Here is a 16,530-nt window from a genome sequence, read left to right on the forward strand (position 1 = left end):
CACTGTTACTGTGACGTTTCCTGACGTGACGAGACCGAGGAGCCGCCGGACCGCATGAGTGACATCGCCTACAAGCTGAAGGTCCTGCGACAGATCGGGCTCCTCAAGGTCCAGCCACCCCACCGGCTCCTCAAGGCGGGCATCAAGCTCGCCACCTGGGGCCCCGGCTTCCCGTCGGCGGTGGGCGCCGCGGCCGCCCGCTTCCCCCACCAGACGGCGATCATCGACGACGCCGGCGAGATCACCTGGGGCGAGCTGCGCGACGAGATCAACCGCACGACGGCGGCGCTCAAGGCCCGTGGCGTGCAGGTCGGCGACGCGGTCGCCCTCATGGGACGCAACCACCGCTGGATGGTGGTCTCGATGGTCTCGATCATGCAGATCGGTGCGAAGGTCCTGCTGCTCAACACGATGGCCAGTGCCTCCCAGCTCGGCGAGCTCACCCGACGCGAGGGCGCGAAGTTCGCCATCGTCGACCAGGAGTTCCTGAAGGTGACGTCCGAGATCGACCGCGACCTCGTCGTCGTGGCCTGGTCCGACGACGACTCCCACGGCCTGCCGACCCTGTCGGGCCTCGCGGAGGGGCAGCCGAGCGACGACCACAAGAAGCCGTCCAAGCCCGGTGGCATCGTCATCTTCACCTCCGGCACCACCGGCCTGCCCAAGGGCGCGAACCGCAAGGAACCGGAGAACCTCGACCCGCTCCTCACCTTCTTCGGCTCCATCCCGTACCGCGGCAACTCGACCGTCGTCCTGGCGGCGCCGCTGTTCCACTCGTGGGGCCTGATCAACTTCGGCTTCGGCCTCTCGACCGTCCCCACCTACGTCCTGCGTCGGAAGTTCGACCCGGCGCAGGTGCTCCAGGACATCGACCGGTACAAGGCCGAGGTGCTCGTCGTGGTGCCGCTGATGATGCAGCGGCTCGTGAACCTCGACCGCGAGGTGGCCGACCGGTACGACGTCTCCACCCTGCGCATCACCGCCTCGAGCGGGTCGGCGCTCGCCGGCGACCTGGCGATCGACTTCATGGACCGCTTCACCGACTCGGTCTACAACTTCTACGGCGCCACCGAGACCGGGTGGGTGTCGATCGCCTCGCCGGAGGACCTGCGCGCGGCGCCCGGCACCGCGGGCCGCGTGCCGTGGCGCACGGTCGCGAAGGTCCTCGACACCGACGGCAACGAGCTGCCGCCGGGCGAGACCGGCGTCATCTACGTCGGCAACGAGATGCAGTTCGGTGGGTACACCGACGGCAACACCAAGGACTTCCGTGACGGGCTCATGCACACGGGCGACCTCGGCTACTTCGACGAGGACGGGCGGCTGTTCGTCGCCGGCCGCGACGACGACATGATCATCTCCGGCGGTGAGAACGTGTTCCCCCGCGAGCTGGAGGACGCGCTCATCGGCCACCCCTCGATCACCGACGTGGTGGTCGTCGGCGTGCCCGACCCCGACTGGGGCCACTGCCTCGCCGCCTACGTGGTGGTCAAGGACGGTGAGTCGCTCAGCGAGGACGAGGTCGTCTCCTACGCCAAGGAGCGGGTCGCCCGCTTCGCCGTGCCGCGTCGGACCAAGTTCCTCGACGAGCTGCCGCGCAACCCCACCGGCAAGGTCATGAAGCGCGAGCTGCCCGAGCTCGACTGACCCCGGACGAGCCCCAGCGGGACCGCACGACTCGACCAGCGGACCCCTCCGCTGGTCGAGTGCCTCCACGAGCGCCAGCGAGGGGAGGTGTATCGAGACCACTCCCGGGCGGTCGCTGGGAGCCGGCTCGCGCTGATCCGTTGCCGGGTGGTCTCGATACGCGGCCACGACGCTCCTTCGTCGCGCGTGCCCGCTACTCGACCAGCGGGAGGTTTCGCTGGTCGAGTAGTCGACGCCGCGACGGAGGAGCTGGCGGAGACGTATCGAGACCACTCTCAGCGGACGCTGGGAGCCGGCCGACGCTGAGCCGTTGCCGGGTGGTCTCGCTCCGTCGCGGCTACGCCCTCCGCTGCGACGGCTCCATCGCAGCCACGGCGCTCCTTCGTCGCGCGTGGCCGCTACTCGACCAGCGGGAGGTTTCGCTGGTCGAGTAGTCGACGCCGCGACGGAGTATCGGGCGGCGACGTATCGAGACCATTCCAAGCAAACGCTGGGAGCCGGCCGACGCTGAGCCGTTGCCGGGTGGTCTCGCTCCGTCGCGGCTACGCCCCACTGCGACGGCTCCATCGCAGCCACGTGCTCGCTGGCGCTCGCCGTCGCCGCTACTCGACCAGCGGAACCCTCCGCTGATCGCGTCACCCGGCCCGTGCCGCAGGCGTGTGGGAGGCTGTCGCCGTGGACGTGACGTATGCGCCGAAGCCCGACGGACGGCCCGACCCGGGGGAGATCGTGTGGACCTGGGTGCCGTACGAGGACGACCCGACGCAGGGCAAGGACCGGCCGGTCCTGGTCGTCGGACGCGACGGCACACGGCTCGTCGGGCTGATGCTCACCTCCAAGGACCACGACCGTGACGCGGCCCAGGAGGCGCGCGACGGTCGCTTCTGGCTCGACATCGGCTCCGGCGCGTGGGACGCGCAGGGTCGGCCCAGCGAGGTGCGGGTGAACCGCCTCCTCGAGGTCGACCCCGAGGCCGTGCGTCGCGAGGGCGCCGTGCTCGACGAGGCCCGGTTCGCGGCGGTGCTGGCGTCTGCCGCCGAGCACCTCGAACTGGCATGAGCGCCATCGACAAGGTCGACCGCTTCCAGCGTCGACACCCGGTCGTCGGGCTGCCCCTGGCGGTCGTCTACAAGTACTTCGACGACCAGGGCCCCTACCTGGCGGCGATCGTCACCTACTACGCGTTCGTCGCGGTGTTCCCCCTCCTGCTCATCTCGACGTCGATCCTGGGCTTCGTGCTGCAGGGCGACCCTGAGCTGCGCGAGAGCCTGCTGAACACGGCCCTGAGCCAGTTCCCGATCGTCGGCGACCAGCTCGGCAGCGAGCAGGGCCTGCAGGGCAGCACGACGGCGATCGTCGTCGGTTCCCTCGCGGCGCTCTACGGTGCGATGGGGCTCGGCCAGGCCGCCCAGAACGCCGCGAACATCGCGTGGTCGGTCCCGCGCAACAGTCGCGCGAACCCGTTCCTCATGCGGCTGCGCAGCCTGATCTTCCTCGCCATCGCGGGCATCGGCATCCTCGTGCTCGCCGTCGCGACGTCGGTGCTGGCCAACCCGGACGCCTTCGGGGGACTGGTGGGACCGGCCACCGGGTGGATTGTGCGGGGCACCGGCTTCGTGCTGACCGCCGCGATCTTCGTCGGCCTCTTCCGCCTGGTGAGCGCGGGCCGTGCGCACACCCGCTCGGTGCTCCCGGGCGCGGTCTTCGCGGCGGTCGGCTGGCAGCTGCTGCAGCTGGCCGGCAACTCCTACGTGACGCGCGTGATCAACCGGGCGAGCCAGACGGTCAACCAGACCTTCGCCCTGGTCCTCGGCCTGCTCGCGTTCATCTTCGTCGCCGCCGTGCTCGTCGTCATGGCACTGGAGGTCAACGTCGTGCTGCGCCGCCGCCTCTACCCGCGGGCGCTGCTGACGCCGTTCACCGACAACGTCGAGCTCACGGAGGCCGACAAGCGCGCGTACACGGCGTACGCGAAGGCGCAGCGGCACAAGGGCTTCCAGGTGATCGAGGCCCGATTCGAGAAGGACGAGGACGAACCGCAGGGCACCACGCCCTAGGCTGGTCCCACACCTCTCCGATCCCCCCGACAGAAGGAAACGCGCATGCCCACGGGCAAGGTCAAGTGGTACGACACCGAGAAGGGCTTCGGATTCATCAGCAGCGACGAGGGCGGCGACGTCTACGTCCGCTCGGACGCGCTGCCCGCCGACGTCACCGCCCTGAAGTCGGGGACGCGCGTCGAGTTCGGGGTCGCGCAGGGACGGCGCGGTGACCAGGCGCTGCAGGTGCGCGTCCTGGAGGGCTCGGCCCCCGTCTCGCGGACGCAGGCGCGCGCCCGGCGCAAGAAGCCGGAGGAGATGGTGACGATCGTCGAGGACCTCATCCGCCTGCTCGACGGGCTGGGGGAGGGGTACCGCCACGGCCGTCACCCCGACGCCCGCTCGGCAAAGCCCGTCGCCCAGCTGCTGCGTGCGCTGGCGACCGAGCTGGACGGCTAGGCCCGGGCGCTGGTGCGAACGCCTCGCGCCGCGTACCCTGGTAGTTGAAGGATCTACTACCTGAGCACGGGAGCACCGCGTGACCACCATTCCCTCGGGCCCGCGGGCCGAGCACCGGCTGAGCGACCTCGAGCAGCGACTGCGCCCGAGCGAGCGCATGCCGGTGCTCTTCGTCGGCCACGGCAACCCCATGCACGCCATCCGGGAGAGCCACTACACCCACACCTGGAGGGCGGAGGGCCAGCGGCTGCCGGAGCCGCAGGCCATCGTGGTCGTCAGTGCGCACTGGCTGACGCCCGGGCGCACGCACGTGACCGACGCGCCGCGCAACCGGGTCATCTACGACTTCGGCGGCTTCCCGGAGGAGCTGTCGCGCGTGCAGTACGACACCGTGGGCGACCACGAGGTCGCCCGCCTGCTCGCCCACCGGCTCGCGGAGTACGAGGCCGCGCTCGACAGCCAGTGGGGCCTCGACCACGGCACCTGGTCGGTGCTCAAGTACCTCGCCCCCGCGCCGCAGGTCCCCGTCCTGCAGATCAGCATCGACGACACCCTGCCGCTGCCGCGGCTGCACGAGCTGTACGGCCGCCTGCGCCGTCTGCGCGACCAGGGCGTGCTGTTCATCGGCAGCGGCAACATCGTGCACGCGCTCGGTCGCGCCCGCTGGGAGCCGGAGGCACCTGCCTGGGACTGGGCCGAGCAGTTCGACGCCGACACCGCGGCCGCGCTGACCGACCGTCGCCTCGACCAGCTGCTCAACCCCTACGGGACCTGGCGGGAGGCGCGGATCGCCGTGCCCACCGACGAGCACTACCGGCCCATGGTCGCGGCACTCAGCCTGCTCCACCCCGACGAGGACGTGCGCTTCTTCAACGCCTCCATCGACATGGGCTCGATCGGGATGCGCAGCTTCGTCACCGTCTGAGGTCAGGACGCGGGAGGAGGCACCGGGCCCACCGGCTCCGTCGGGGTGCTCCGTGTCAGGTGCGCCTGGCGCAGCACGAACACGCCCCACGCCACCACGACGCCGACCGTGACGAACATCGCGACGGCGACGTCGGCGTCGAGCGTGAACAGGCCGATGCCGATGAGGCCCCCGATCACCCACGACAGCTGCAGCAGCGTCTCCGAGCGCGCGAACATGCTCGTGCGCACCTCCTCGCCGATGTCGCGCTGGATGAGCGCGTCGAGGCTGAGCTTGCCGAGCGACTGGCACAGTCCCACGGTCAGGCCCAGCAGGGCGGCCACCGGCCAGCGGAAGAAGGCCGCCGCCACGGCCAGCGCCACGATGTCGACCAGCAGGACGGCGAGCACCACCCGGTGCGGGCTGCGCGAGCGGGTCCACGAGCCGATGACCACGCCGAGGGTGTTGCCGGCGCCGGCCGCCCCGATCACGAGGCCCATGAGGATCGTCGCGTTGCCCGTCCACCCGAGCGACGCGGGCGGCTCGCGCAGCGTGAACGCCATGAAGATCGTGAGGAAACCGGTGATGAGCCGCAGCCCGGCGTTGCTGCGCAGCGCGTCGACGACGTGCCGCGAGACCGTGATGCCGCGCTTCGCCGGGCGACCGCTGAGGTCGGACAGGTCGACCTGCTCCTCGCCCTCGCTGGAGTCGACGCGGGCGGGCAGCAGGACCGCGAGCACGGTGCCCACGACGAACAGGACGAACGCGTACCGCAGCGACCACTCGGCGCCGAGGGCGGCAGCGCCCACGGCCAACGGGGCCGAGACCGCCGCCGCGGCGGTGCCGGTGAGCGAGATCCGCGAGTTGGCCTTGACCAGCGTGAACTCCTCGGGGAGGAGGCGCGGGACGGCCGACGCGCGCGTGACGCCGTACGCCTTGGAGGCCACCAGGCAGCCGAGGGCGGCGAGGTAGAACGCGGGCGACTCCTCAGCCACGGCACCGGCGAGCACCCAGCAGCAGAACGCGCGGATCGCGAGCGTGCCGCCGATGGCCCACCGTCGGCCGCGTCGGAACCGGTCGAGGAACGGGCCGATCAACGGGGCGACGAACGCGAAGGGCAGCATCGTCAGCACCAGGAAGAGCGCCACCTGGCCGCTCGCCTGCTCCGTGGGCACCGTGAAGAAGAGCGTGCCCGCGAGCGAGACCGCGACGGCCGCGTCGCCGGCCGTGTTGAAGGCGTGCAGCTCCAGCAGGCGCGACAGCCCCGACTCGCCCGCGCCGCCGGCGTGGGTGAAGCGGCGCGCGCCCGCCACCGCGCCCGCGCCGCCGCGTGCCACGGTGCGTCCGGTGCGCCGCAGGCCCGACGCGACCTTCGCGCCGCGTCGGGGCGGGGGTGCGCCGGCGTCGGACCCGGCCTGGGCTCCCTGGTCCGGTCCGAGGTCGTCGAGCGTGTCCTGCTCGCCGGCCTGCCCACCGGCACGACCGTCGGCAGGACCCGGCCAGTCGGGGCCGGGCGTGCGATCGTCTCCGTCGCTCGTCGGGGCCATGACCACATCCTGCCCCACGCCGCCCCGCCCGACCGGGTGAGCCTCGTCCCGTGTCGGGCACGGGGGTTGGCGGTCGGCTGGACCCATGAGGGACAATCGAGCCATGACGACCCACCCCGCCCTGGGCGCCGCCCACGACGTGGCCCGCGCCGCCCTGCTCGAGGCCACCGACGAGTCGGCCGTGGGTGAGCACCTGCGGGTCGTGGACGACGGCGACCGGCTCGCCACGCACCTGTTCGCCTGCACCGGCCCGGGCTACCGCGGCTGGACCTGGGCGGTGAGCCTGTCCGCGGGCGTCGAGGACGACGCGGTCACCGTCAACGACGTCGTCCTGCTGCCCGGCGACGACGCCGTGGTCGCGCCCGCCTGGACGCCCTACCGCGACCGCATCAAGCCCGGCGACCTCAGCCCCGGCGACGTGCTGCCTCCCGAGGAGGACGACGCACGTCTCGTGCCCGCCTGGTCCGCCGGCGACCACCTCGACACCGTCGACCGCGCCTTCGCGCGCGAGGTCGGCCTGGGGCGCACCTGGGTGCTCTCGCTCGAGGGGCGCGACCTGGCTGCCCAGCGCTGGAACGACGGCGAGCAGGGCCCCGACACCCCGATGACGAAGCAGGCCCCGGGCACCTGCGACTCCTGCGGCTTCCTCGTCAGCCTCGCTGGTCCGCTCTCCGACCGGTTCGGCGTGTGCGCCAACGGCTCCGCCAACGACGACGGACGCGTGGTCGCGCTCGACCACGGGTGCGGTGCGCACTCCGGCGCCCGGCTCAGCCGGTCCGCGGGCCCGCAGAAGCTGCCGCCGCCGGTGTGGGACACCGTCGACGTCGACGAGCTCTAGCCACGCGACGGGGTCAGCCGTCGCGGCGTCGGCCCGGCTGGTGCCGCAGGGCGTTGCGACGCAGACGGCAGTACTCGATGCCGAGCAGCCCGAGGCCGAACCCGGCGATCGCCGTCCAGAGCCACCACGTGCGGCCCTGCTCCTCGAGCGTGCCCAGGAACGGCACCAGCGCGACGGCCACGACGCCCCACAGGATCGTGCCGACCGTCATCGTGCGGACGCCGTCGAGGTCCATGGGCTCGACCTGCGCGACCTTGTGCGTCGTGCGACCGATCTCGAGCTCGGTGACCTCGGGGCGCCCCAGCTCGTGGCGGCGCGCCGCCCGCTCCAGGCGTTCGCGCTCGCGGTGCCCGAGCTTGCGCTCGACCGTCTCAGGGCCGTCGCCGTCGCGCAGCGTCCACTCCGACTCGTCGCTCACCGGTCCAGGGTAGCGTTCGGCGTCCGGGCGCCCGCCGGCCCGTGACGGACCGCACCCGTGCGTCCCCCGCGGGCCGCTGGGAGGATGGAGCCGATGAACCCCCGCCGTCGCCGGCTGCTGTTCCCGGCCCTCCTCGTGGTGCTGCTCGTCGTGGCCGCCGTCGTCTCGCTCACGCGCGACGCCGACGCCCGACCGCTCGAGACGCTGCCGCGCGCCGACGGCGACGAGACGGCCGTGGCGGCCCGGGTGGTCAGCACCGTGCGCGACCCGCGGATCAGCGAGTCCAGCGGGCTCGCGGTCAGCGCCGTGCACGACGACCTGGCGTACACGATCAACGACTCCGGCAACGCCGACGTCGTCTACGCGGTGCGCATCTCCACCGGCGAGGTCGTCGGCACGACGACCGTCAGCGGCACGCCCTGGGTCGACACCGAGGCCATGACCCTGCACGACGGGAAGCTCTGGATCGGCGACGTCGGCGACAACGCCGCACAGCGTCGCGACACCGCCATCTACGCCATCGACGAGCCCGGCCCGGGCGACCACACCGTGCGCTCCACGCGGTACCCGGTGGGCTACTCCGACGGGCCGCACGACGTCGAGTCGCTCGCCGTCGACGGCGAGGGCCGGTTCCTGCTCGTCACGAAGGACCTGCTGTCCGGCCAGGTGCTCCGCTTCCCGGACGCGCTGTCGACGCAGCGCACCAACGTGCCCGAGCCGGTCGGCGCCCCCACGCTGCTCATGGCCACCGACGCGTCCACCAGCCCGGACGGCCGGTACGTCGTCGTGCGCAACTACATCGCCGCCGCCGTGCTGGACGCCTCCGACCTCTCCCTCGTGCGCACCGAGGCGCTGCCCGAGCAACCCCAGGGCGAGACGCTCGCCTTCGAGCCGTCCGGCGCCTCCTACCTCATTGGCAGCGAGGGCAGCCCGTGGCAGCTGCAGCGCGTCGGCTTCTCGCCCGAGCGCGCCGGGGCGGCCGTGCCGTCGGCCACGCCGACCCCCACGGCGACGCCCTCCGCCGCCGCGGCGACGCCGAGCGCACCGGCCCCGACGGAGCTGGGCCGTCCCTGGTTCGTCGTCGCCGTCGGCGGTCTCGCCGTGCTCCTGCTCGCCGCGTTCGGCGTGTGGATCACGCGCCGCGACGACGACTGAGCGGGCGCCAGCTCCCGACGTCGCCGACCGACGTCCACGAGACGGGGACGGCGCTGTGCCGGACGTCCCGGTCTGGCATGCTGCGGGCCATGACGACCGTGCTCGAGCGCCACTTCAAGATCGCCGCCCGCGGCTCCAGCGTCGGCCGGGAGGTGCGTGGCGGCGTCGTCACGTTCCTCACGATGGCCTACATCATCGTGCTGAACCCGATCATCCTGGCCGGTGTCCCGGACGCCGACGGGACCTTCCTCGGCGGCGGCAGCGAGCCGGGCTCGGGATTCACGACGATCGCCGCGTGCACGGCCCTCGCCGCCGGCGTGCTCAGCATCCTCATGGGCGCGGTCGCGAACTTCCCGCTCGCGATCGCCACCGGCCTCGGCCTCAACGCGTTCGTCGCCTACTCCGTCGCGTCGCAGATGACGTGGGCCGACGCGATGGGGCTCGTCGTCATCGAGGGTCTCGTCATCCTGCTGCTCGTGCTCACCGGCTTCCGGAAGGCGGTCTTCGACGCCGTGCCCGCGCAGCTCAAGACGGCCATCGCTGTCGGCATCGGGCTCTTCATCACCCTCATCGGCCTGGTCGACGCCGGGTTCGTGCGCACCACCGGGAACGCCGCGCCGCCCATCGGGCTCGGCATCGGCGGCGAGCTGGCCGGCTGGCCCGTGCTGGTCTTCTGCCTGGGTCTGCTGCTCATGATCGCCCTGCACGCCCGCGGCGTGCCCGGTGCGATCCTCATCGGCATCCTCGCGACCACGGTGCTCGCCGGTGTCGTCCAGGCGATCACCGACACACCCGGCGGGGGAGGGGACCCCACCTCCAAGGGCTGGAACCTGAACGTCCCGTCGCTGCCCGACACCATCGTCCAGACCCCCGACTTCAGCCTGCTCGGCCAGTTCTCGCTGCTGGGCTCCTTCGAGCGCGTCGGCGTCGTCGCGGCGTCGCTGCTGGTCTTCACGCTCCTGCTGGCGGACTTCTTCGACACCATGGGCACGATGACGGCCATCGGCGCCGAGGCCGGCCTGAACGACGAGGGCGGCTCGCCCGAGGGCGCGCAGCGGATCCTCGTCGTTGACTCCATCGCGGCGGCGGCCGGTGGCGCGGCGGGCGTCTCGTCGAACACGTCCTACATCGAGTCCGCGGCCGGCGTGGGCGACGGTGCCCGCACCGGGCTGGCGAGCATCGTCACCGGGCTGCTGTTCCTGCTGGCCACCTTCTTCGCCCCGCTCGTCCAGCACATCCCGAACGAGGCAGCCGTCCCCGCGCTCGTGCTCGTCGGCTTCCTCATGATGTCGCAGGTCACGGGCATCAGCTGGGACGACCCCGACATCGCCATCCCGGCGTTCCTCACGATCGTGCTGATGCCGTTCACGTACTCGATCACCGCGGGCATCGGTGCCGGCTTCATCGCCTGGGTCGTGCTGCGGGTGACGCGCGGGCGCATCGCCTCGATCCACCCGCTCATGTGGGTGGTCACCGCCCTCTTCGTCATCTACTTCGCGATCGACCCGATCACCCGGTGGCTGACCTGAGTCGCTGGCTAGGGTCGGACCCATGCTGATCGACCTGGGTGACGACCGACGTCCGCGCGTGGCCGAGAGCGCCTTCGTGGCCCCGAACGCCACGCTCGTGGGCTCCGTGGTTCTCGAGGAGGGCGCGAGCGTCTGGTACGGGGCCGTGCTGCGGGCCGACAACGAGCCGATCACCGTCGGACCCCGCTCGAACGTGCAGGACGGCTGCGCCTTCCACGTCGACCGCGGCCACCCCGTCGTGCTCGGCGAGGGCGTGTCGGTCGGCCACAACGCCGTCGTGCACGGTGCCACGGTCGAGGACCACTGCCTCGTCGGCATGGGCGCGGTGGTCATGAACGGCGCCGTGATCGGCACCGAGTCGCTGGTCGCGGCCGGCGCGCTCGTGACCGCGGGCATGCAGGTGCCGCCCCGCTCGCTCGTCGCGGGCGTGCCCGCCAAGGTGCGGCGCGAGCTCACCGACGAGGAGGTCGAGGGACTCCACCGCAACGCTCGCATCTACGAGGAGCACCGCGAGCTGCACCGCTCCGCCACCGTCGTCACCCCCTGACCCACCCCGCCGTCCGGTGCGCGTTGACGTGGGGCCCCACGCGAACGTGCGGATCGGGGCGATGTTTGCGTGGGGCGGAGCCGGGTTACGTGGGGCCCCACGCAAACCGGCTCGGGCGCGGGGGCCGGTCAGAGCCGCTCGACGACCCAGTCGATGCAGGCGGTGAGGGCGCTGACGTCGTCGGGCTCGACCGCGGGGAACATGCCGACGCGCAGCTGGTTGCGACCCAGGCCGCGGTAGCCGTCGAGATCGACGACCCCGTTCTCACGCAGGACACCCGTGAGGTCCTTCTGGGGGACCGACGCGTCGAGGTCGATCGTCCCGACCACGAACGAGCGCTCCGTGGGGGCGGTGACGAACGGCGACGCGAACGTCGACGCCTCCGCCCACTCGTACAGCCGGGCGCTGGAGTCGCGCACACGCCGTGCCGCGAAGTCCATGCCGCCCTGCTCGTTCAGCCAGCGCACCTGCTCGTCGAGCAGCACCAGGGTGGCGACGGCGGGCGTGTTGTACGTCTGGTCCTTGCGGGAGTTCTCGATCGCGGTGGGCAGGTCGAGGAAGGCGGGGACGTAGCGGCCCGAGGCCGCGATCCGCTCCGCCCGCTCGACGGCCGCGGGCGACATGACGGCGATCCACAGGCCGCCGTCGGAGGCGAAGGACTTCTGCGGCGCGAAGTAGTAGACGTCGGTCTGCTCGAGGTCGACCGACAGGCCGCCGGCGGCCGACGTGGCGTCGACGAGCACCAGGGCGTCGGGGTCGGCGTCGGGCACGCGCTCGACCGGGACCATCACGCCGGTCGACGTCTCGTTGTGGGCCCAGGCGTACACGTCGACGTCGGGGTTCGCGCGCGGCAGGGGGTGCGTCGACGGCGGCGACTCCAGCACGTCGGGATCCTGCAGGAAGGGGGCGCGCGCGGCGGCCGTCGCGAACTTGCGGCTGAACTCGCCGTGCACCAGGTGCTGGCTGCGACGCTCGACCAGGCCGTGCACGGCGGCGTCGAAGAACGCGTGCGAGCCGCCGAGTCCGAGCACGACCTCGTAGCCGTCGGGCAGCTCGAGCAGGTCGCCCAGCCCGTGGCGCACGGAGGCGACCAGGTTCCTGACCGGGGCCGCCCGGTGCGACGTGCCGAGCAGCGACGACCCCGACGCGGCGAGCGCCGCGAGGGCCTCGGGGCGCACCTTCGAGGGGCCCGAGCCGAATCGTCCGTCCTGGGGCAGCAACCTGGCGGGGATCTTCACCGCTCCATCCTCTCAGCCCTCCCAGGGCCGCTCCAGCCCCCCACCGTCGGGTTCGTCACATGAGGTGGCCGGGCTCACACGCCCGCCCTACGATGCCCCCTATGGCATCCGACCTCGGCTCCGGCGTGGGCCCCGAGGCAACGGTCGCTGTCCCCCTCGCCGACGGTGTCGCCCCCGACGTCGCCGCCTGGGAGAAGGCCACCGCTGCCGTCCTGCGCAAGACCAAGAAGCTCGCCGACGACGCCCCCGACGCCGGCGTGTGGGGGCTGCTGACCCGCCGCACCCTCGACGGCATCGGCGTGACCCCGCTGGGCACCCCCGCCCTCACGGCCGACCTCCCGGAGACGGGCCTTCCCGGGCAGGCGCCGTTCACGCGGGGCAGCGCCGCGACGCGCGAGCTCGACGGCTGGGACGTGCGTGCCTGGTTCACCGACCCCGACCCCGACGTCACCGCCGAGCAGGTCGTCACCGACCTCGAGAACGGCGCCAACTCGCTGTGGATCAGCGTCGGGGAGGGTGCGGTCCCCACCGGCGCCCTCGCCCGCGTGCTGGAGCCGGTCTTCGTCGACCTCGCGCCCGTCGTGGTCGAGGACCCGACCGACCCGCTCGGCGCCGCCCAGGCGCTCGACGCCGTCCTCGACGACAAGGCCGTGTCACCCGCGCCCGGCACCAGCTACGGCGCCGACCCGCTCGGCGCGCACGCCCGCACCGTGCTGGGCATCGGCCTCGAGGGCGCCGTCACCGACCCGGCCGTCGCGGTCGAGGTCGCGCGGCTCGCGCAGCAGCGCGGGGCCCGGGGCGTCGTGGTCGACGCCACCGCCGTGCACGATGCCGGTGCGTCGGACGTGCAGGAGCTGGCCTACGCCCTCCTCGCCGGCGCGGCCTACCTGCGCCTGCTCGTCGACGCGGGCCTGGACGTCGACGCCGCCGCCGACCAGCTCGACGTGCGCCTCGCCGCCACCGACGAGCAGTTCCCGACCATCGCGAAGCTGCGCGCCGCCCGCCGCACCTGGGCCCGTCTGCTCGAGCTGAGCGGCGTGGCCGAGACCGGACGCGGACAGCGTCAGCACGTGGTCACGTCGCGGCCGATGATGGCGTCCTACGACCCCTACGTGAACATGCTCCGCACCTGCGTGGCGACGTTCGCCGCGGGTGTCGGCGGCGCCACCAGCGTGACCGTGCTGCCCTTCGACGAGCCCCTCGGCCTGCCCGAGACGTTCAGCCGTCGCATCGCCCGCAACACCTCGAGCCTGCTCATCAGCGAGTCGCACGTGGCGCGGGTGACCGACCCGGCCGGCGGCGCGCACGCCGTCGAGAAGCTCACCGACGACCTCGCCCGGGCCGCGTGGGAGCTCTTCGGCGAGCTCGACGCGGTCGCGTCCGGCGACGGCCTCGCCGCGGCCCTGGAGGCCCTGCTGCCCAAGGTCGAGCAGACGGTGTCGGACCGCGCCCTCGACATCGCCCGGCGCAAGCGCCCCGTCACGGGTGTCTCGGAGTTCCCGAACCTGCACGAGGAGCTGCCCCAGCGGCGCCCGTACGGCCGCACCCAGCCGGTGCTGCGGTACGCCCGCGAGTTCGAGGCCATGCGCGACGACCGCGCCGCCCAGCCCGTCTTCCTCGCGACCCTGGGCCGGGTCGCGCAGCACACCGCGCGTGCGACCTTCGCGGCGAACCTGTTCGCGGCCGGCGGCATCGACACCGTCACCGCCGGTGCGACCGACGGCGTCGACGCCGTCGTCGAGGCCTACCGGCAGGCCGACGCCCCCGCCGTCGTCTGCCTCGCCGGGCCCGACCCCCTGTATGCCGAGTGGGGTGGCGACCTCGTCGCGGCCCTGCGCGAGGCCGGCGCGCGCCACGTCGTGCTCGCCGGCAGGCCCGAGAGCGTCGACGCCGACGTGGACGACTCCTGCGCGGCCGGGCTCGACGCCCTGGCCTTCCTGCGCTGCACCCGAGAGGAAGTGACGGCATGACGATCCCCGCCTCGTTCGCCGGACTGCCGCTGGACCCCGACGAGCCCACCACGCCCGACCCGGCCGCGTACGCGGCGGCGGTCGACGGCGCGGAGCCGTGGGACGCCCCCGAGGGCATCGCGGTCAAGAACCTCTACACCGCCGACGACCTCGCCGACGTCGACGCGCTCGACACCTACCCGGGCCTCGCGCCGTTCCTGCGCGGTCCGTACCCGGCCATGTACACGACCCAGCCGTGGACGATCCGGCAGTACGCCGGGTTCTCCACCGCCGAGGAGTCGAACGCCTTCTACCGGCGCAACCTCGCCGCCGGGCAGAAGGGCCTCTCGGTCGCCTTCGACCTCGCCACGCACCGGGGCTACGACTCCGACCACCCGCGGGTGAAGGGCGACGTCGGCATGGCCGGCGTCGCGATCGACTCCATCTACGACGCGCGCCAGCTCTTCGACGGCATCCCGCTCGACGAGATGAGCGTCTCGATGACGATGAACGGTGCCGTGCTGCCGGTGCTCGCGCTGTACATCGTCGCGGCCGAGGAGCAGGGGGTGACGCCGGAGCAGCTCTCGGGGACCATCCAGAACGACATCCTCAAGGAGTTCATGGTCCGCAACACCTACATCTACCCGCCGGCGCCATCGATGCGGATCATCTCCGACATCTTCGCGTACACGGCGGCGAAGATGCCGCGGTTCAACTCCATCTCGATCTCCGGCTACCACATCCAGGAGGCCGGGGCGACGAACGACCTCGAGCTCGCCTACACGCTCGCCGACGGCGTCGAGTACATCCGCGCCGGTCTCGACGTCGGCCTCGACATCGACGCCTTCGCGCCGCGGCTCAGCTTCTTCTGGGCGATCGGCATGAACTTCTACATGGAGATCGCGAAGATGCGCGCGGCCCGAGCCCTGTGGGCCCGGCTCGTGCGCGACTTCGAGCCGAAGAACCCCAAGAGCCTGAGCCTGCGCACCCACAGCCAGACGTCGGGCTGGAGCCTGACCGCCCAGGACGTGTTCAACAACGTCCAGCGCACCTGCATCGAGGCGATGGCCGCCACGCAGGGCCACACCCAGAGCCTGCACACGAACGCGCTCGACGAGGCGATCGCCCTGCCGACCGACTTCAGCGCCCGCATCGCCCGCAACACCCAGCTGCTGCTGCAGCAGGAGTCGGGCACCACCGGCGTCATCGACCCGTGGGGCGGCTCCTACTACGTCGAGAAGCTGACGCACGACCTCGCGAACCGCGCCTGGGCGCACATCCAGGAGGTCGAGAAGGCCGGCGGCATGGCCAAGGCCATCGAGGCGGGCATCCCCAAGATGCGCGTCGAGGAGGCGGCCGCCCGCACGCAGGCGCGCATCGACTCCGGCCAGCAGGCCGTCATCGGCGTCAACACCTACCGGCTGGCCGACGAGGACCCGCTCGACGTGCTCAAGGTCGACAACGCCTCCGTGTACTCCCAGCAGGTCGCGAAGCTCGAGCGGCTGCGCGCCGAGCGCGACCCGCAGGAGGTCGAGCGCGCGCTCGACGCCCTGACGGCCAGCGCCGAGCGTGGCGCCAGCCGCGACGGCTCGCTCGACGGCAACCTGCTCGCCCTGGCCGTCGACGCGGCCCGCGCGAAGGCGACGGTCGGCGAGATCTCCTACGCCCTCGAGAAGGTCTACGGGCGCCACCAGGCCGTCATCCGTACGATCTCCGGTGTGTACCGGACCGAGGCGGGTCAGAGCGGCAACGTGCAGAAGGTCATCGAGGCCACCGAGGCGTTCGAGAAGGCCGAAGGCCGACGCCCGCGCATCCTGGTGGCCAAGATGGGCCAGGACGGGCACGACCGTGGCCAGAAGGTCATCGTCACCGCCTTCGCCGACATGGGCTTCGACGTCGACGTCGGACCGCTGTTCTCCACGCCGGAGGAGGTCGCGCAGCAGGCCGTGGACGCCGATGTGCACATCGTCGGCGTCTCGAGCCTCGCGGCGGGTCACCTGACGCTCCTGCCGGAGCTGAAGAAGGCGCTGGCCGAGCTCGGCGGCGAGGACGTCATGGTCGTCATGGGTGGCGTCATCCCGCCCGACGACGTGCCGACGCTGAAGGAGATGGGCGCCGCCGAGGTGTTCCTGCCGGGCACCGTCATCGCCGACTCCGCGCTCAGCCTGCTCGAGCGGCTCCGCGCGAGCCTGCAGCACTAGATGGTCGGTTCGTCCGAGGTAAGGCTGGCGCCGCGTCTCATCGCGAGACGCGGTGCTCG

The 16,530-nt window shown here is 72.4% G+C and carries 13 protein-coding genes and 1 pseudogene; 11 read left to right on the forward strand and 3 right to left on the reverse strand.

Going from position 1 to position 16,530, the window contains the following annotated elements; genetic code table 11:
- Positions 1 to 54: 54 nt before the first annotated feature.
- From AC3WRM_RS01890 to AC3WRM_RS01910, 5 genes are all read left to right on the forward strand, one after another.
- Positions 55 to 1,647 (forward strand): AMP-binding protein, encoded by a 1,593-nt coding sequence (locus AC3WRM_RS01890; protein ID WP_492248934.1) that lies wholly within the window; start codon positions 55 to 57, stop codon positions 1,645 to 1,647.
- 675 nt (positions 1,648 to 2,322) lie between these two features.
- Entirely contained in the window at positions 2,323 to 2,706 is a 384-nt protein-coding gene (locus AC3WRM_RS01895) for a type II toxin-antitoxin system PemK/MazF family toxin (protein ID WP_492248935.1), read from the forward strand.
- Positions 2,703 to 3,704, forward strand: a complete 1,002-nt coding sequence (locus tag AC3WRM_RS01900; protein WP_492248936.1) for a YihY/virulence factor BrkB family protein — start codon at positions 2,703 to 2,705, stop codon at positions 3,702 to 3,704. The genes AC3WRM_RS01895 and AC3WRM_RS01900 overlap by 4 nt, the downstream gene beginning before the upstream one ends.
- A 45-nt stretch (positions 3,705 to 3,749) precedes the next feature.
- Positions 3,750 to 4,145, forward strand: coding sequence for a cold-shock protein (locus tag AC3WRM_RS01905; protein WP_492248937.1), 396 nt, complete (start codon positions 3,750 to 3,752; stop codon positions 4,143 to 4,145).
- A gap of 79 nt (positions 4,146 to 4,224) precedes the next feature.
- Complete coding sequence (locus tag AC3WRM_RS01910) at positions 4,225 to 5,070, forward strand: dioxygenase family protein (protein WP_492248938.1); 846 nt, start codon at positions 4,225 to 4,227, stop codon at positions 5,068 to 5,070.
- 2 nt (positions 5,071 to 5,072) lie between these two features.
- On the opposite strand, the gene AC3WRM_RS01915 is transcribed toward AC3WRM_RS01910, so the two are convergent.
- Positions 5,073 to 6,596 carry an MFS transporter gene (locus AC3WRM_RS01915; RefSeq protein ID WP_492248939.1) on the reverse strand — a complete coding sequence of 508 codons (1,524 nt, stop codon included), beginning with the start codon at positions 6,594 to 6,596 and terminating at the stop codon, positions 5,073 to 5,075.
- A gap of 103 nt (positions 6,597 to 6,699) precedes the next feature.
- Here AC3WRM_RS01915 and AC3WRM_RS01920 point away from each other — a divergent pair, with 103 nt between their 5' ends.
- On the forward strand, positions 6,700 to 7,434 hold the full coding sequence (locus tag AC3WRM_RS01920) for a DUF3027 domain-containing protein (protein WP_492248940.1): 735 nt from the start codon (positions 6,700 to 6,702) through the stop codon (positions 7,432 to 7,434).
- A gap of 13 nt (positions 7,435 to 7,447) precedes the next feature.
- Here the strand turns inward: AC3WRM_RS01920 and AC3WRM_RS01925 are convergent, their stop codons facing one another.
- Entirely contained in the window at positions 7,448 to 7,852 is a 405-nt protein-coding gene (locus AC3WRM_RS01925) for a DUF2530 domain-containing protein (protein ID WP_236749741.1), read from the reverse strand.
- A 93-nt stretch (positions 7,853 to 7,945) separates the two neighbouring features.
- Between AC3WRM_RS01925 and AC3WRM_RS01930 the strand changes: the two genes are divergently transcribed.
- The 3 genes from AC3WRM_RS01930 (at position 7,946) to AC3WRM_RS01940 (ending at position 11,083) form a co-directional block, all read left to right on the forward strand.
- Positions 7,946 to 9,007, forward strand: coding sequence for a YncE family protein (locus AC3WRM_RS01930; RefSeq protein WP_492248941.1), 1,062 nt, complete (start codon positions 7,946 to 7,948; stop codon positions 9,005 to 9,007).
- Positions 9,008 to 9,096: 89 nt separating this feature from the next.
- Positions 9,097 to 10,536, forward strand: a complete 1,440-nt coding sequence (locus AC3WRM_RS01935; protein WP_492248942.1) for an NCS2 family permease — start codon at positions 9,097 to 9,099, stop codon at positions 10,534 to 10,536.
- Positions 10,537 to 10,558: 22 nt separating this feature from the next.
- Complete coding sequence (locus AC3WRM_RS01940; protein WP_492248943.1) at positions 10,559 to 11,083, forward strand: gamma carbonic anhydrase family protein; 525 nt, start codon at positions 10,559 to 10,561, stop codon at positions 11,081 to 11,083.
- Positions 11,084 to 11,211: 128 nt separating this feature from the next.
- Here AC3WRM_RS01940 and serC read toward each other — a convergent pair whose 3' ends face one another.
- The gene (serC, locus tag AC3WRM_RS01945) at positions 11,212 to 12,321 is read right to left on the reverse strand and encodes a phosphoserine transaminase (RefSeq protein WP_492248944.1); all 1,110 of its coding nucleotides are present in this window, start codon (positions 12,319 to 12,321) and stop codon (positions 11,212 to 11,214) included.
- Between the two features lie 101 nt (positions 12,322 to 12,422).
- Here serC and AC3WRM_RS01950 point away from each other — a divergent pair, with 101 nt between their 5' ends.
- Positions 12,423 to 14,291, forward strand: coding sequence for a methylmalonyl-CoA mutase family protein (locus AC3WRM_RS01950; protein WP_492248945.1), 1,869 nt, complete (start codon positions 12,423 to 12,425; stop codon positions 14,289 to 14,291).
- Between the two features lie 62 nt (positions 14,292 to 14,353).
- Positions 14,354 to 16,471, forward strand: a pseudogene (gene scpA / locus AC3WRM_RS01955) (methylmalonyl-CoA mutase); the annotation flags it as partial.
- Between the last annotated feature and the right edge of the window lie 59 nt (positions 16,472 to 16,530).

This window comes from Aeromicrobium sp. EU05-FHT14F07, from assembly GCF_058790455.1.

What these genes read in the sequence shown, in the direction of transcription:
- AC3WRM_RS01935 (WP_492248942.1), top strand. Translation starts at nt 9,097, where the DNA reads ATGACGACCGTGCTCGAGCGCCACTTCAAGATCGCCGCCCGCGGCTCC.
- AC3WRM_RS01950 (WP_492248945.1), top strand. Translation starts at nt 12,423, where the DNA reads ATGGCATCCGACCTCGGCTCCGGCGTGGGCCCCGAGGCAACGGTCGCT.
- AC3WRM_RS01900 (WP_492248936.1), top strand. Translation starts at nt 2,703, where the DNA reads ATGAGCGCCATCGACAAGGTCGACCGCTTCCAGCGTCGACACCCGGTC.
- AC3WRM_RS01940 (WP_492248943.1), top strand. Translation starts at nt 10,559, where the DNA reads ATGCTGATCGACCTGGGTGACGACCGACGTCCGCGCGTGGCCGAGAGC.
- AC3WRM_RS01915 (WP_492248939.1), bottom strand. Translation starts at nt 6,596, where the DNA reads ATGGCCCCGACGAGCGACGGAGACGATCGCACGCCCGGCCCCGACTGG.
- AC3WRM_RS01930 (WP_492248941.1), top strand. Translation starts at nt 7,946, where the DNA reads ATGAACCCCCGCCGTCGCCGGCTGCTGTTCCCGGCCCTCCTCGTGGTG.
- AC3WRM_RS01905 (WP_492248937.1), top strand. Translation starts at nt 3,750, where the DNA reads ATGCCCACGGGCAAGGTCAAGTGGTACGACACCGAGAAGGGCTTCGGA.
- AC3WRM_RS01920 (WP_492248940.1), top strand. Translation starts at nt 6,700, where the DNA reads ATGACGACCCACCCCGCCCTGGGCGCCGCCCACGACGTGGCCCGCGCC.
- AC3WRM_RS01890 (WP_492248934.1), top strand. Translation starts at nt 55, where the DNA reads ATGAGTGACATCGCCTACAAGCTGAAGGTCCTGCGACAGATCGGGCTC.